The organism is Leifsonia sp. EB34, assembly GCF_041260585.1.
Classification (GTDB): domain Bacteria; phylum Actinomycetota; class Actinomycetes; order Actinomycetales; family Microbacteriaceae; genus Leifsonia.
The window spans coordinates 71,243-86,378 of the sequence record NZ_JBGCCV010000002.1; the positions used below are offsets into that span (position 1 = coordinate 71,243).

The window sequence follows — 15,136 nt, forward strand, 5'->3', positions numbered from 1 at the left end:
AGATGTGTTATCTCAAACGAAAGGCCGGGGATGACATGAACCGACCACAGACGATGCTCGGCGCCCAGTACTTCCGCTACGGGCCACCCGAGGTCCTTCAGGTCAACGAAGTCCCCGTGCCGGAGCCTCGGCCGAAGGAGTTGCTTCTCCGGGTGATCGCGTGCAGTGTCAACCGCGCCGACGCCATCGCGCGCAGCGGTGGGACCAGGCTGACCAACGGGCCGCGGTTTCCGAAGGGCACCGGCGTGGATGTCGTCGGCGAGGTGGTCGCGCGCGGCGGCGACTGTTCGCGCCACGAAGTCGGTGACGTGGTCTGGGGATACGTCGGCATGGCGACGATGGGGACGACGGGCACCGCTGCTCAGTACGCGACCATCGACGAGGGTTCGGTGAGCCGTGCGCCCCGGGTGGACGACCTGCCGGCGGCGGCCGCGCTGCCGCTGGTCGGCATGACGGCGCTCCAAGCACTCCGCAACCGGCTCACAGTCAGGACCGACGAGCGTGTCCTCGTCGTCGGGGCGAGCGGAGGGGTGGGCTCGTCGGCCGTCCAGATCGCTCAGCTGCTCGGGGCCGAGGTGTCCTCGGTCTCCGGCAGCGACAATCGCGAGCTCTGCCGAGCACTCGGAGTGGCGCAGGCCTACTCGTACGAGGCGCTTCCGGATCCGAGGGCGGTCACGGCGTTCGACGCGATCTTCGATTGCACAGGCGTCGATATCGGGCGGTACCGCCGGTACCTCGCACCGGGCGGTCGGATGGCCACGATCGCACCGGGCGGCCTCCCGACGGTCCTGGGGTCTTCGCTCTCACGGAGACGCGTCTCATTCCTGCCGGTGAAGGTCGTTCCGGATGACCTGGCCTGGATCGCTTCCGCGGTCGAGAGCGGAGGGCTCCGCCCCGTCATCGACCGGAGGTATCCCCTCGCCGACATCGCTCGCGCTCACGAGTACGTCGCCACGGCGCACACCCGGGGCAAGAGCGTCGTGATTCCGTAACGGCCGGGCTCGATCGGCAGGACGCGCCCGGCTTGCGGTGTGCCGGCGCGCTTCAGACCTCCCGCGGCTCCACCCGCAGCCGGTCGTGCACCTGCCGCACGTGCGGCGACGACCAGGCGGTCCGTAGCGCCTGCTGGTGCTCGGTCCAGGAGCCGACGGCGCCGGTCAGGGTGATCTCGTCACCGTCGACGGTGACGGCGATGCGGCCGGCGTCGAGGATCGCGTTGCGCACGAGCGCGTTGCGGATCTCCTCGGCGACATCGTCGGCCTGCGGTCTGCGGGTGAGCTCGATGCGGCTCTCGACCGCGTGGACGCCGTGCAGGCGTTCGACGGCCCGCTTGGCGGCGACGCGCTCGGAATCCCACTCGACCTCGCCGGTCAGGACCACGCGGTGGCCCTGCACGTCGGCGTGGATGCCCGTGCGCGGGACCCCCGCCGTCCAGGCGAGGATTCCGTCGACCGCGGCGGCGAGCGTGCGTCCGTGCGGGTCGTCGCCGGGCTCGGGCAGCCGGAGCTCGTCGGCGACGGTGCGGACCCCGGCGACCCGCTGGGCGGCCTCCACCACCGCGATGCGCTCGTGGAGGCTGTCCACCTCCCCGGTGAGCGTGACGACGCCGCCGTCGACGGCGACGCCGATGGCCGGCGCGGTCACGTCCGGCGTCCAGGCGAGCTCCGACTCGACCGCACGGCGGACCGTGAGATCGCTGAAGGTGCGTGCCGGCGTGCTCGACGTCGCCGATTCGGGTGCGCTGCTGATGCTCATGTTCCCAGCGTCGGCGCGCCGGGGGCGGCGCGGATGAGTCCAAGGTCCCGCCGGGACGCGTGGGACCTTCGGCCCAGCGCCGCGCCGGCGGGCGGGCCTACGGTACTGAGGATCGGGGGAGCGGAAGAGGGGGTTGGCCGGACGCCCGGATCCGGTCACGCGCGGCCGCGGTGCTCGAGATGGAGCACCGCGGCCTGCGTGCGCCGCTCCAGGCCGAGCTTCGCCAGCAGCGAGCTCACGTAGTTCTTCACCGTCTTCTCGGCGAGGCCGAGCCGCTCCGCGATCTGACGGTTGGTGCGCCCGTCGGCGATGAGCGCCAGCACCTGCCGCTCGCGGAGGCCGAGGGAGGCGAACCGCGGGTCGTCGGCCGGCTCGCGCAGCGTCGCCGAGACGCGGTCGGCGACGCGCGGGTCGATGAGCCGCTTGCCGCGGTGCGCTGCGCGGACGTCGTCCAGCAGCGTGCTCGCGCGGATGTCTTTGACCACGTAGCCGTCGGCGCCCGCGATGATCGCGCTGCGCAGGGCGTCCTCGTCGTCGTACGCGGTGAGCATCAGACAGTGGATGCCCGGTTCCGCCTGCTTGACCGCGCGGCAGACGTCGATGCCGCTGCCGTCGGGGAGCCGCACGTCGAGCACGGCGACGTCGGGTCGGACGGCGAGGATCCTGGCCCGCGCCTGCGCGGCCGTCGCAGCCTCGCCGACGACCTCCATGTCCTCTTGCCCGTCGATCAGGGCGGCCACGCCGCGGCGGACGATCTCGTGGTCGTCCGCGAGGAAGACGCGGATCGGCGGCGCGCTCATCGGACGTCCTCGACGGGCGCCGGCACCGGCAGCCGGAGCCGCAGTCGCGTGCCCCGCGGGGTCGACTCGACCTCGAGTGCGCCGGCGCGGCGCTCCGCGCGTTCGGAGAGGTTGGCCAGCCCGCTGCGCCTGCTCGTCTCCCCGATCCCGCGGCCGTCGTCCGCCACGTCGACCGTGATCTCGTCCGCGGTCGCCACGACCTCGACCGTCGCGGTGGCGGCTGACGCGTGCCGGATCACGTTGGTCAGGCCCTCCCGCACGAACGCCGCGACGTCGTCGGCGAGCTCGGCGTCGGCCACCAGGTCCACGGGGCCGGAGAAGGAAACCGTTGCCGGCCGCGGGAGCGCCTCGCCGACCTCCTGCACGATGTCGAGCAGCCGGTGCCGGAGGCTCTCGGCCGGTCCCTGCTGCCGCGACAGGGAGAAGATCGCCGTGCGGATCTGCGCGATGGCGTCGTCGAGCGACTTCACGGTGCCGTCGATCCGGTCGGCCAGCCGGCCGGGGCCGAGCGCCGACTGGACGCTCTGCAGTTCCAGCCCCGCGCCGAAGAGCTGCTGGATGACGTGGTCGTGCAGGTCGCGGGCGATGCGCGCCCGATCCTCCAGGAGCACCACGCGCTCGCGGTCGGCGCGGGCGGCGGCCAGCTCCATCGCGATGGCGCCCTGCCGGGCGAAGGTCACGGCGCGCTCCAGCTCGAACGCCGAGAAGGCGGGGTCGCCGGTCGCGCGCACGGCGATCAGCACCTCGGGGTCGCCGGTCTTGCCGTCGAACGGGATGACCAGCGCGGGTCCCGATCCGCGGCCGTCCGCGAGCCGGATGCCGCTCAGCTCGTCGAGGCGGGTGGGCTGCGCGCCTTCGATCGCGCTGCGGATCCGGCTGTTCGCCGCCGTCGTCGCGTCGAGGTCGCCGGGAGCGCCGCCGGCTGCGAGCACGTGGAACGCGTCGCCGTGCGGGTCGACGCCGATGACGAACACGGCGCGGGCGCCGACCAGCGCCGCCGCGCGGGCCGCGAGCTCCTCGTGCGCCTGCGCCGACTCGCTCCCCAGGATGCTGGCCGTCAGCTCACCGGCAGCGGCGCTCCAGGCCTGCCGGGCGACGGTCTCGGCGTACAGCCGGGCGTTGTCGATCGCGAAGCCGGCGTTGGCGGCCAGCGCCTTGACGAGCTGCTCGTCGTCCTCGGTGAACCCGCCGCCGACCGGGTCAGTCAGGTAGAGGTTGCCGTACACGGAGTCGCGCACGGCGATCGGGACGCCGAGGAACGCCGTCATCGGCGGGTGCCCCTCCGGGAAGCCGGAGGACCGCGGGTCGTCGGCGATCGAGTCGATCCGGATCGGGCGGGGGTCGTCGATGAGGGCGCCGAGGAGTCCGTGGCCCTCCGGCAGGTGGCCGATCCGCGTCACCACGTCGTCCGACATCCCCACGTGGATGAACTGCTCCAGTCCGCCGCCCTCGGCGATCACCCCGAGCGCGCCGTACCGCGCTCCGACCAGCTCGACGGCCGACTCGATGATCGTCCGCAGCACCACCGGCAGCTCCAAGTGGGACACGACCGCGCGGTTGGCGCGCACGAGCGCGCGCAGCCTGCCCTGGGTGTCCAGCACCTTGCGCGCTTGCTCCACCAGCTCGCCGAGGGCGCGGTCGAGTTCCGCCCGAGGCGCGTCGGGGAAGGTGATCGGCTCATCGCTCGGGATGGCGGCCTCCTCTCCGCAGCGTGCAGCTCGGCAGCGGGCGGCTCGGCAGCGCGCGGCGCACAACGGGCCGCTGGCCGGGAGCGGCGGGTGCCCTCACGCGCCGAGTGTAGCGGCCGGCGGCGTCGCGTACACCTGTGTGTCCTGGCCGACCACGACGGTGGGAGCGGCGAGGTCGAGGACCAGCCCGTGGGAGACCGAGCCCAGCCAGGTGCGCTTCCAGCCGGTCAGCCGTCTGCTGCCGACGACGAGCATCACAGCGTGCTCGGACTCCACCCGGAGACCCGAGATCGGGTTCTGGCGGAGCAGGACGGAGTGCACGGCGACGTCGGGATGCTCCTGGCTCACCGAGCGCACGTGGTCGTCCAGCAGGTCCTGCCGTTCGCTCTGCTGCGAGGTGACGAACTCGTCGTCGGGGACGATCAGCGGCTGCTCGGACAGCGGCGCCACCCAGCAGTGCACGATCGTCAGCGGCTGGCGCAGGTCCTCGGCCTCGCGGGCAGCGAACCGCAGTGCGAGTCGGCCCACCTCCGAGCCGTCCACCCCCACCACGACGCCCGTCCGCGCCTCCGCGGCCTCCGGCTCCTCGACGGGGACCACGGCCACCGGGCCCGCGGCCGCCGTGGCGAGCCGCGCTCCCAGCGACCAGCCGTAGCGCACGCGCGGCCCGACGCGGTGCCGGGTGCCGACCACGACGAGCGTGTCGGCCCTGGCCTGGCCGCTCAGCAGGTCGAGCGGGTCCCCGACCAGCAGGTGCGCCCCGGACACGAGGCCCGGACGGGAGGCCGCGAGCTCCTCCACCCGGGTGTCGAGCCGATCCTGCTCCTGCTCGGTCGCCCGGTCGAGTGCGGCGTCGTCACCCAGGTAGAGGCCCGTGTCGACCACGTCGACGAGCTCGATCGCCGAGCCCTCGACGCGCGCGCGGCGGAGCGCCCAGGCGAGCGCCGCCTCCGCTGCCGCGGAGCCGTTCCAGCAGACCACCGTCCGTTCGGTCATCGTCCTCACCCTTCTAGGAGGCCACGCGCAGCACCAGCGAGCCGCTGACCCTGCCGCGTCGCAGATCGTCGATCGCGCCCGCCAGCCCGCCGAACGGCACCGCCGTCACCGTCGGCCGCAGCCGCAGGTTGCGCGCGAGCGCAAGGAAGCGCGCCCCGTCCTCCCGGGTGTTCGCGGTGACGGTGCGGAGGTCGCGCTCGCGGAACAGCGACTCGGTGTACGACAGCGGCGGCAGGTCGGACATCTCGATGCCCGCGAGCACCACGGTCCCGCCGCTGGCGGTGGCCCGCAGCGCAACCGGGACGAGACCGCCCGCCGGAGCGAACACGATCGCGGAGTCCAGCGGCTCGGGCGGCTCCTCGTCCTCCTCGCCGACGAAGGCGGCGCCGAGCTCACGGGCCAGGTCGCGGTTCTGCACGCCGCGGGTCATCGCGAACACCCGTGCGCCGCCCGCCATGGCGAGCTGCGCAGTCACGTGCGCGCTCGACCCGAAGCCGTAGATGCCGAGGTTCCCGCCCGGCGGGAGCTGCGCCCGCCGGAGCGCCCGGTAGCCGATGATCCCGGCGCACAGCAGCGGTGCGGTCTCCAGAGCGTCGGCGTCCGCCGCGATCAGGTAGACATACGCGGCGGGGGCCACCAGATACTCGGCGAAACCGCCGTCGGCGTCCCAGCCGGTGTACTCCGAGCGCGGGCAGAGGTTCTCCGCACCCCGCCGGCAGAAGGCGCACTCGCCGCAGGTGCGCCGCAGCCAGGCCACGCCGACGCGGGCCCCCGGCTCCAGCGACGTCACCTCGTCGCCGACGCCGACCACCGTGCCGATCGCCTGGTGCCCCGGCGTCACCCGCGGGCGGTGGACCGGGATCTCGTGGTCGATCACGTGGAGGTCGGTGCGGCAGATCCCGCACACCTCCACCTCGACCAGCACCTCGTCCGCCGCCGGCTCGGGCACCATGACCTCTACCGCGTCGAGGCCGCCGCTCGTCCCCGTGGTGCGCCACGCTCGCATGACCGGCATCTCCCGCCTCCGTCCCTGCGCCGAGTCAAGCGCCGCGGGCGCGTGCCGGGCGGGCCGAAGGTCCCACGGGACCTAAGGCCCTTCGGGTCACCGGGCCGCATGACCAGACTGCACTCGGAGGTGTCCCATGGAGATCCGCAGGTACATCGTCGGCGTCGACGGATCCGTGCCGGCCCGTGCCGCCATCCGCTGGGCCGTCGCGGGTGCGCGGGAGCGCGGAGTCCGAGTGACCCTCGTCCACGTCGCCGACGACGAGTGGGGCGCCGTCGGGGCGCTCCTCATCGACGAGGTCGACCAGGATGCGGAGAAGCGGCTGGCGGAGGAGGTCGCCTACGCGCGGTCCCTCGGTGCGGACGTGCCGATCCACGGCGAGGTCCGGACCGGCAGCCCGATGGCGGAGCTCGCCTCGTTCAGCGACGAGGGGACGATGATCGTCGTCGGCACCCACAAGACCGGCTTCCACTACGGGCGCGCGTTCGGCTCGCGCAGCCTCCAGCTCGCGAACCTCGCCACGGGGCCGGTCGCGATCATCCCGGAGGCGGCCTCGCGGATGCGGCGCGGCGTGATCGTCGGCGTCGACGACACGCCGGCGGGGGAGGCGGCGGTCGACCTGGCGGCGGATCTGGCCTGCGACCACCACTGCGAGCTGATGACCGTCCGCTCGTCGGAGGCGCACATCCCCTTCGACCCGGACGATCCCGACGAGCGGCGCGACTGGCAGCTCCGGCGCGACGACGAGGCGCGCGGCTACCTCGCGTCGGCCGTCGCGCGGGCGCGGGCGCGGCAGCCCGGCATCGTCATCCGCAGCCGAGTGGTGCGCCGGCCTGCCGGTGCCGCCCTCAACGAACTGGCCCGCAGCGCGGAGCTCCTCGTGATCGGGGACTCGCGCCGGGCGCACGCGCAGCTCGGCAGCCTCGGCGCTGTCGCGTACGACGTGCTGCTCAACCTGTCCTCGCCGACGATCGTGGTGCATGCCCCGACCGCGGGAGCGCGGGCGGAGCAGCCGAAGGCGGAAGGAGAGAGCCATGTCATCGGATGACCCGGTCCAGGTGCTGGACCGCGACGGGTGCCGGGAGCTGCTGAAGGGCGCGACCGTCGGGAGGCTGGCGACGGCCGTGGGCGGCGAGCCCGACATCTACCCGGTCAACTTCTACTCCGACGGGTCGAGCATCCTGATCAGGACCGCGCCCGGCACCAAGCTGCTGGAGCTGACCGTGCACGACACGGTGGCGTTCGAGACCGACGGCTGGACCGACGACGAGGCCTGGAGCGTCGTCGTCCACGGCCGTGCCCGGCAGCTCGAACACCAGGCGGAGATCGACGAGGCCGAGAAGGCTCCGCTCCGGCCCTGGATCCCGACCCTCAAGTACCGCTACATCCACATCGACATCGATTCGATGTCCGGCCGGCGGTTCCGGCGCGAGCCGGAGCCCGAGCGCTGGTGACCTGCGCACGGAAGGAAGCATCATGAGCGACGCGCCTCTCCCCGAAGAGTCGGGGGATCGCATCCACCCCGGCGGCCGCATCGTCGTCGGCGTCGACGGCTCGGCGGAGTCGCTGTCCGCGCTGCGCCGGGGCGCCCGGATGGCCGAGCGGCTGGGGTGCGGACTGGTCGGCGTGACGGTGTGGGAGTATCCGCCGTCGTGGCCCGGCTACGTGATGGGCGGCTGGGACCCGGAACGGGACGCGCACACCATCGCCGACGACGCGGCGCGCGAGGTCTTCGGCGACGCGGTGCCGTCCTGGTACTCCTCCGTCATCCGCTCCGGGTCGGCCGCGCGCCAACTGATCGCGGAGGCGGAGGACGCCGAGATGCTGATAGTGGGCAGCCGCGGGCTCGGCGGGTTCACCGGTCTGCTGCTGGGCTCGGTGTCGCGGTCGGTGGTCGAGCACGCGGACTGCCCGGTGCTCGTGATCCACGGGTCGTGAGCGGAAACGAGCCCTCGGACCGCGCCGTCAGACGGCGGCCGTCGTCCGCAGCGCCGCGCCGATCGTCCGGCCCCACTCGCGGGCGTCGTCGAGCTGCCCGGCCTCCAGCGCGCTGTCCTTGTCGACGAGGAAGCTGTGCTTCTCGACTAGGCGATGGGACCCGAGCCTGCACAGCCGCTTGTCGATCGCGACGGCCGCCGAGCCGCTGAAGAGCTCCGTCATGTCGGCGCGCGTGTCGAACGCGGCGAACCGCTCAGGCAGGTCGCCGCACGTCTCCAGCCATTCGCGCACGCCGATGCCCTCGGCGTCGGGCTCGAGGGTGAGCCGGCGCTCGGGGTCGTCGCCCCACTTCGCCGCCTCCACCCGGGTGGACGCCCGGCTCAGGGAGTGCACGTGCGTGGGCGCGCCGACGAGCAGGAGGTCGACGTCCGGGAAGGCCTCCGGCGCGTCCTTCACTTTGACGACGATCACCGACGCGAAGGGTTGCAACCCCTCCGCGATGGCCTCGGCGACCCGGCGGGTGCTGCCGAACATGGACTCGTAGACGATGGCCGCGCGGGCGGCCGGTGCGGTGTCGTTCATCCCGTCACCTTCGCGCCGGTCGTGTGCGTCGTGCAAGGCCGAAGGTCACGTGGGACTTTCGGCACTGGGCGGACGCAGCCCGGGTTGCGAGACTCGACCCGTTCCGATCGGGCGGGAGGATGCGATGACCGAGACGATCATGGTGGGGGTCGACGGGCATGCCGAGCACCGGGCCCCGCTGGAGTGGGCGGTGCGACGGGCGGTCCGCGACGGCTCCCGGTTGGAGTTGGTCTTCGTGCTGGAGCACTCCTGGGGCGACGACGCGGACGGCCCGGGCGACCTGCTCGTCCTCGCGGCGAAGTCCCTGCTGGCGACGGAACGGGAGGCCGCGCTCCGCATAGCCGAGGCGGCCTCCACGCGGGTGCCCGCGCTGACCGGTCCCGAGCCCGCGCCGCTGCGGCGTCCCGGCCTTGAGGTGGGGACGCGGTACCTGTACGGCCACGTCGGCGCCGAGCTGACGTCGGCCTCCCGCGACGCCGACCTCCTTGTGCTGGGCGCCCGCTCGCGCTCGGAGCGCGACCACGGCTTCGCCGGCTCGCTGCACCTCCGCGTGGCGTCGACCGCGGCCTGCTCCGTGGCCGTGGTCCCGCACGGCTGGACCGGCTCCGGAACCGGGGTCGTGGTCGGGGTGGACGGCAAGCGGCCGTCGGAGGCGGCGGTCGTGTTCGCGGCGGGGGAGGCCGCGGCCGCCGGCGACCCGCTGCGCATCGTCTGCGTCGGGTACACCGCCAACCCGCTGCTCGCGGGGTTCGTGCCCGAAGTGACCCTCGACGACCGGAGGCGGCGCGTCCTCGACGAGGCCGGGCGCCGCGCGAGGGAACTCCGCCCCGACGTCGACGTCCGCGCCGACGCGATCGAGGCGCCACCCGCCCGAGGCCTGGTCGAGGCGGCGGACGGCCACAGGATGCTGGTCGTGGGAACCCGCGACCGCCACGGCGCCAAACGCGTCATGCTCGGCTCGGTCGGCCACGATGTGCTGCTGAACGTGCGCGTGCCCGTCGTGATCGTGCGAGCGCACCGCGAGGGCGAATGAGCGGGGTGCCAGGCAGGGCCGCGGTCGTCGCTGCCGCTCCGCTGAGCCCGGTCAGAGTCGCCGCGTCCCGGGACGCGGCGACCGCGCTTGCGGGCCAGGCGACCTCGATGGCCGGGCTGAGCGACGCCGAGGCCGCCGCACGGCTCGCGCGCGTCGGCCCGAACGCGGTCCGCGGGCACCGCGCGCGCCCGTGGCGCGTCCTCGGCCGTCAGGTGCGCAGCCCGATCCTCATCCTGCTGTTCGCCACCGCCATCGTCTCCGCGTTCGTCGGCCAGGGGACGGAGGCCGTCATCATCGCCGTCATCCTCGTCGTCAGCGTCGGGCTCGGCTTCGTGAACGAGTTCCGCGCCGAGCAGGCGGCCGACGCCCTCCACGACCGGCTGCGGCACACCTCGATCGTGCTGCGCGGCGGCACGCGCCGGAGCGTCGACGTCACGGAGCTCGTCCCCGGTGACGTCGTGATGCTCTCCGTGGGCACCGTCGTCCCCGCCGACCTGCGGCTCATCGAGGCGAACGGCTTGGAGTGCGACGAGAGCATCGTGACGGGCGAGGCGCACGCGGCGGCCAAGTCGGTCGACCCGGTGCCGGAGGGCGCCGGTGTCGGCGACCTCTCCTGCTGCGCACTCATGGGCACGGTCGTCCACGCCGGAGGCGGTGTCGGCGTCGTGGTCGCGACCGGCGGGACGACCGAGTTCGGCCGGATCGCCGTGGGCCTCGGCGCGCAGCAGCCGCAGACTGAGTTCCAACGCGGCCTCGGCCAGTTCTCCACCTTCCTGCTGCTGGTCGCGATCATCCTGACGACGCTGATCTTCGTGGCGGCTCTGCTGCTCGGCCGGCCGCTCATCGAGTCCCTGCTGTTCTCGCTGGCCATCGCGGTGGGTATCACCCCCCAGTTGCTGCCCGCCGTGGTCAGCACCAGCCTCGCCGCCGGCTCGCGCGCGCTCGCGCGACGGCGTGTGCTGGTGAAGCGGATGGTCTGCATCGAGGACCTGGGCGACCTCGACCTCCTGGTCACGGACAAGACGGGCACGCTCACCACCGGCCGGATCGTCTTCGACCGCCCGGTGCCTCTGGACCATGTGGAGGCCGACGAGGTTCTGCTGCTCGGCCTCCTCTCCACCGACACCGACCCGGCCGCACCCCAGACGGTCGGTCTGAACGCGCTGGACGCGGCTCTCTGGGAGAGCGCCGAGGCGGCAGCCGCGCCGGTCTCGGCGTACCGGAGGCTGGACGCCGTCCCGTTCGACCACGAGCGGCGCATGGCCGGTGCCCTGGTCGCCGCGACCGGCTCCGAGCCGATCGTCGTGGTGAAGGGCGCGCCGGAATCCGTCCTCCCCCTCTGCGCGGAGGTGGACCCGGCGGCGGCCGAGACGCTGTCGCGGCTCTACGCGGCGGGCTCGCGCGTCATCGCCGTTGCCACGAGGGCGGCCGGTGACCTGACCGAGCCGACCCTCCGCGACGAGACCGGCCTGACCCTGCGCGGCTTCCTGGCGTTCGTGGACGGTGTGAAGCCGGACGCTCGCGCGTCCCTGCAACGGCTCACGGACCTCGGCGTCGGGGTGAAGATCGCCACCGGCGACAGCGCGGCCGTGGCGGAGCGCGTCTGCGCCGAGCTCGGGATGCCCGCCGCGGGCACGTTGACCGGCGACGCGGTCGACGCCCTCGACGACGCGCAGCTCGCGGAGTCCGCCCGCGCCGCCACGATCTTCGCCCGCGTCTCGCCCGAGCAGAAGGCGCGCATCATCCGCGCGCTGCGCGAGAAGGGACGCGCGGTCGGCTTCCTCGGCGACGGCGTCAACGACGCCCTGGCCCTGCACAGCGCCGACATCGGCATCTCGGTGGACTCGGCCGTGGACGTGGCGAAGGACGCCGCCGACGTGCTGCTGTTGGACAAGGACCTCGACGTGCTCGCCGACGGCGTGACGGAGGGCCGCCGGATCTTCGCGAACACGATCAAGTACGTCCTGATGGGGACCTCCAGCAACTTCGGCAACATGTTCAGCGCCTCGATCGCTTCGGTGATCCTGCCGTTCCTGCCGATGCTGCCGGGCCAGATCCTGCTCAACAACCTCCTCTACGACTCCAGCCAACTCGCCATCCCGAGCGACAACGTGGACGCGGAGCAGCTCCGGGTGCCGTCGCACTGGGACATCGGCGCGATCCGCCGCTTCATGCTGCTGTTCGGCCCGATCAGCTCGCTGTTCGACTTCGCCACGTTCGGACTGATGATCTTCGCGTTCACTGCGGCCGCGCCCGAGTTCCGCTCCGGCTGGTTCATCGAGTCGATCGCGACGCAGACGCTGATCGTGTTCGTCATCCGGACGCGACGGGTGCCGTTCCTGCGCAGCCGCGCCTCCCTCCCGCTCGCCGTCTCGGTGCTCGCGGTGGTGGCAGTGGGAGCGTGGCTGCCCTACTCGCCGCTGGCGGGCCTGCTCGGCTTCACGCCGCTGCCCGCGCTGTTCTTCCTCGCGCTGGTCGGGCTGGTGCTGGTGTACCTGATCCTGGTGGAGCTGACGAAGGTCTGGTACTACGCGCGGCTGAGCGTCCCGCGGGCTCCGGCGGTGCGCCGCCGCGCGTACCCGCACCGGGTGGCGCGGCGGGCCGCGCGGTTCACCACCCGCTCCCCGCGAGCGACGGCCTGAGGGCGTCCCGCAGCCCCCTTCCCGAGGTGTCGGCCCCGCCGGGCAACCGGAGGGTCGTGGTCAGGACTTCACGGCGCCACGGCCCGGTCCCGGCGGAGGAGCCCCAGACTGAGCAGCACCAGCCCGAGCTCCGCGAGCCCGGCGGCGAAGTACGCGAGCTGGAGCAGGCTGAACGGGATGAACATCATCTGCACGAAGATCCAGATCAGGAGCCCGAAACCGGCGACGGCCGCGGCGACAGGTCCGGACCGGGAGTCGCGCCCGACGAGCACGGCGGCCAGGAGCTGGGTTCCGCCGACGACCACCGCCAGCACCAGGCCAGGAGCCAGGTAGGAGGTGAACGGGCTCCCGTCGAGGAAGGAACGGTCGGGGACGGCCCCGCCGAGAGTCGACGAGGCGACCGCTCCGAAGATCAGTGCGGCGCCGCCGGCGACCGCGGTGAGTCCGACCAGGGCGGTGAGGACGGTCAGGGTGATGCGGGTCCAACGGGGCATGGTTCCTCCGATGCTTACCCGTCGAGCCTCGCTCGTCGCGCCGTCGGGGAGGAGGGTCGAAAGGCCCTCAGCTCACTCCGCGTCCTCCCCGCCCCGGAAGATCTCCACCGCCTCGCGCACCGCGTACGCGACGATCACCAGCCCGGCCACCGGGTCCGCCCACCACCAGCCGAACAGTCCGTCGAGCACGATGCCGACCAGGACGGCGGTCGCGAGGATGCCGTCCACCAGGGTCACCCTGCCCTCCGTGATGAGCACGGGGTTGCCGAGGCGCCGGCCGGTGCGGGCCTTGCCGAAGGCGAGGGCGAACATCACGAGCGCGGTCACGGCCGTCCAGGCCGCCCCTCCGGGCGTGGGGGCGGCGCGGTGGCCGGCGAGCAGCGCGACGACCGCCTGGACGAGGAGGTAGGCGGCCAGGAGGATGAACGCGACGCCGATCAGCCGCAGCGCCAACCGCTGGCGGCGCTCGCCGACGCCGGTCAGTTCCCAGATCACCACGATGCTGGCGAAGATCTCGATCAGGCTGTCCAGGCCGAAGCCGAGCAGGGCGACCGACGCGCTCGTGTAGGCGAGGACGGCGAGCACGATCACGCCGACGACGTTCCAGCCGAGGGTGACGGCCTCCAGTCCGATGCCGAAGCGGGTCAGGCCGCGGCGGGTCGCGGTGTCGAGCCGGGCGTCCGTCATCGTGCGGGCTCTGCGGCGGGGACGAGCTCGAGGCTCAGGTCGTCCAGGTTGCGGAGGTGCGCAATCGCGTGGGCCCTGGCCGCCTCGGTGATCCGCTGGGCGTCGGCCAGCGTCGCGGCGTCGACGGTCAGCCGGGCGCTGCCGTGCAGCCGGTGGCCGACCCAGCGGAGCTGCACCCGCGGCACCGCGGTCACGCCCGGCGTGTCTTCGAGCGCGTGCTCCAGGCGGCCGACGAGCTCCGGCTCGATGCCGTCGAGGAGGCGGCGGCCGATGCTGCGGACCGTGCCCCAGAGCAGCACGATGATGGCGGCGGAGATGAGGAGGCCGACGATCGGGTCGGCGAGCGGGAAGCCGAGCATGACGCCGACGGCGCCGATCACCACGGCGAGCGAGGTGAAACCGTCGATGCGCGCGTGAACGCCGTCGGCGACGAGCGCCGCGGACCCGATCCGCTGGCCGACGCGGATGCGGTAGATCGCGACCGCCTCGTTGCCGGCGAAGCCGATCAGGCCGGCGACGACGACCCAGCCGAGGTTCTGCAGCGGGTGCGGGTGGAAGAACCGGTCGATGGACTGCCAGGCCGCCACGACCGCGGACAGGGCGACGACGGCGATGATGAACAGACCGGCGAGGTCCTCCGCGCGGCCGTAGCCGTACGTGTAGCGGCGGGAGGCGACGCGCCGGCCGAGCACGAACGCCACCCAGAGCGGCACGGCCGTGAGCGCGTCGGAGAAGTTGTGGACGGTGTCGGCGAGCAGCGCGACCGATCCGCTGAGCGCGACGATGATCGCCTGCAGCAGCGTGGTGCCGAGCAGCACGAACAGGCTGATCTTCAGGGCGCGGACGCCCTCGGTGCTGGCCTCCAGCGCGTCGTCGATGGAGTCGGCGGCGTCGTGCGAGTGCGGGACGAAGAGGCCGTAAAGGAAGCCCTTGAAGCCGGTCGGGTGGTGGTGCTCGTGGTCGTGGTCATGCCCGTGCGAGTGGTCGTGCCCATGGTCGTGCTCGTGCGAGTGGCCGTGGTCGTGCTCGTGCTCGTGCTCGTGCTCGTGCGGGTGCTCGTGCTCGTGCTCGTGCTCGTGCGGGTGCCCGTGCCCCGCCTGCGTCCCGCTGCTCATGCCGACGCCTCCTCGGTCGACGCGTCCGTGGCGGACGCCTCCGTGTGGTGGTGGCGCGGCGTGCCGCCGAGGGAGTGCTCCGCCTGGAAGATCGCGTCGGTGACGAGCCGGCTCGCGTGCTCGTTCTCCAGCCGGTAGAACACCCGCTGGCCGTCCTGCCGGGTCGAGACGATCCGGGCGAGCCGCAGCTTCGCGAGGTGCTGGGAGACCGCCGCCGGCTGCTTGTCGAGGATGTCCGCGAGGTGGTTCACCGACAGCTCGCCGGCGTCGCGAAGGGCGAGGACGATCCGTACCCGGGTGGCGTCGGCGAGCATCCCGAACACCTCGACCGCGAGCTCGACGAACTGGCTGTCGGGGAGCCGTCCGCATATCGGCTTATCTGCATGCATACGCAGATTAA

16 protein-coding genes are annotated in these 15,136 nt (G+C 73.1%); 6 read left to right on the plus strand and 10 right to left on the minus strand.

Translation table 11 applies throughout. The annotated features are described in order from the left end of the window. Positions 1-35 precede the first annotated feature (35 nt). Positions 36-992 (plus strand): NAD(P)-dependent alcohol dehydrogenase, encoded by a 957-nt coding sequence (locus ABIA36_RS09745; protein ID WP_369962176.1) that lies wholly within the window; start codon positions 36-38, stop codon positions 990-992. A gap of 52 nt (positions 993-1,044) precedes the next feature. Here ABIA36_RS09745 and ABIA36_RS09750 read toward each other — a convergent pair whose 3' ends face one another. The 5 genes from ABIA36_RS09750 to ABIA36_RS09770 all read right to left on the minus strand — a co-directional run bounded on the left by ABIA36_RS09750 (position 1,045) and on the right by ABIA36_RS09770 (position 6,254). Further along, complete coding sequence (locus tag ABIA36_RS09750; protein ID WP_369962177.1) at positions 1,045-1,755, minus strand: BON domain-containing protein; 711 nt, start codon at positions 1,753-1,755, stop codon at positions 1,045-1,047. 155 nt (positions 1,756-1,910) lie between these two features. Then, positions 1,911-2,555: a response regulator gene (locus tag ABIA36_RS09755; protein WP_369962178.1), complete on the minus strand. Its 645-nt coding sequence runs from the start codon at positions 2,553-2,555 to the stop codon at positions 1,911-1,913. After that, positions 2,552-4,174: a GAF domain-containing protein gene (locus ABIA36_RS09760; RefSeq protein WP_369962179.1), complete on the minus strand. Its 1,623-nt coding sequence runs from the start codon at positions 4,172-4,174 to the stop codon at positions 2,552-2,554. The genes ABIA36_RS09755 and ABIA36_RS09760 overlap by 4 nt, the downstream gene beginning before the upstream one ends. A 165-nt stretch (positions 4,175-4,339) precedes the next feature. Beyond that, positions 4,340-5,239 (minus strand): universal stress protein, encoded by a 900-nt coding sequence (locus ABIA36_RS09765; protein WP_369962180.1) that lies wholly within the window; start codon positions 5,237-5,239, stop codon positions 4,340-4,342. Between the two features lie 13 nt (positions 5,240-5,252). Beyond that, positions 5,253-6,254, minus strand: a complete 1,002-nt coding sequence (locus tag ABIA36_RS09770; RefSeq protein ID WP_369962181.1) for a zinc-binding alcohol dehydrogenase family protein — start codon at positions 6,252-6,254, stop codon at positions 5,253-5,255. Positions 6,255-6,381: 127 nt separating this feature from the next. On the opposite strand from ABIA36_RS09770, the gene ABIA36_RS09775 reads away from it, so the two are divergent. From ABIA36_RS09775 to ABIA36_RS09785, 3 genes are read left to right on the plus strand one after another with little or no spacing between them, the layout of a single operon-like run. Beyond that, a complete protein-coding gene (locus ABIA36_RS09775) occupies positions 6,382-7,293 on the plus strand; it encodes a universal stress protein (RefSeq protein ID WP_369962182.1) in 912 nt (303 codons plus the stop codon). Beyond that, positions 7,280-7,699 carry a pyridoxamine 5'-phosphate oxidase family protein gene (locus tag ABIA36_RS09780; RefSeq protein WP_369962183.1) on the plus strand — a complete coding sequence of 140 codons (420 nt, stop codon included), beginning with the start codon at positions 7,280-7,282 and terminating at the stop codon, positions 7,697-7,699. Before ABIA36_RS09775 ends, ABIA36_RS09780 begins: the two co-directional genes overlap by 14 nt. A gap of 22 nt (positions 7,700-7,721) precedes the next feature. Beyond that, the gene (locus tag ABIA36_RS09785) at positions 7,722-8,183 is read left to right on the plus strand and encodes a universal stress protein (RefSeq protein ID WP_369962184.1); all 462 of its coding nucleotides are present in this window, start codon (positions 7,722-7,724) and stop codon (positions 8,181-8,183) included. Between the two features lie 27 nt (positions 8,184-8,210). On the opposite strand, the gene ABIA36_RS09790 is transcribed toward ABIA36_RS09785, so the two are convergent. Beyond that, complete coding sequence (locus ABIA36_RS09790) at positions 8,211-8,765, minus strand: flavodoxin family protein (RefSeq protein ID WP_369962185.1); 555 nt, start codon at positions 8,763-8,765, stop codon at positions 8,211-8,213. A gap of 124 nt (positions 8,766-8,889) precedes the next feature. Between ABIA36_RS09790 and ABIA36_RS09795 the strand changes: the two genes are divergently transcribed. Together ABIA36_RS09795 and mgtA are read left to right on the plus strand one after the other, a co-directional pair. Then, positions 8,890-9,798: a universal stress protein gene (locus tag ABIA36_RS09795; protein WP_369962186.1), complete on the plus strand. Its 909-nt coding sequence runs from the start codon at positions 8,890-8,892 to the stop codon at positions 9,796-9,798. Positions 9,799-9,803: 5 nt separating this feature from the next. Beyond that, the gene (mgtA, locus tag ABIA36_RS09800; RefSeq protein WP_369962187.1) at positions 9,804-12,440 is read left to right on the plus strand and encodes a magnesium-translocating P-type ATPase; all 2,637 of its coding nucleotides are present in this window, start codon (positions 9,804-9,806) and stop codon (positions 12,438-12,440) included. A gap of 68 nt (positions 12,441-12,508) precedes the next feature. On the opposite strand, the gene ABIA36_RS09805 is transcribed toward mgtA, so the two are convergent. The 4 genes from ABIA36_RS09805 to ABIA36_RS09820 form a co-directional block, all read right to left on the minus strand. Continuing rightward, on the minus strand, positions 12,509-12,934 hold the full coding sequence (locus tag ABIA36_RS09805) for a hypothetical protein (protein ID WP_369962188.1): 426 nt from the start codon (positions 12,932-12,934) through the stop codon (positions 12,509-12,511). 72 nt (positions 12,935-13,006) lie between these two features. Then, positions 13,007-13,621: a cation transporter gene (locus tag ABIA36_RS09810; RefSeq protein WP_369962189.1), complete on the minus strand. Its 615-nt coding sequence runs from the start codon at positions 13,619-13,621 to the stop codon at positions 13,007-13,009. Next, a complete protein-coding gene (locus ABIA36_RS09815) occupies positions 13,618-14,736 on the minus strand; it encodes a cation diffusion facilitator family transporter (RefSeq protein ID WP_369962190.1) in 1,119 nt (372 codons plus the stop codon). The genes ABIA36_RS09810 and ABIA36_RS09815 overlap by 4 nt, the downstream gene beginning before the upstream one ends. Beyond that, complete coding sequence (locus tag ABIA36_RS09820; protein ID WP_369962191.1) at positions 14,733-15,125, minus strand: ArsR/SmtB family transcription factor; 393 nt, start codon at positions 15,123-15,125, stop codon at positions 14,733-14,735. The genes ABIA36_RS09815 and ABIA36_RS09820 overlap by 4 nt, the downstream gene beginning before the upstream one ends. Positions 15,126-15,136: the final 11 nt, after the last annotated feature.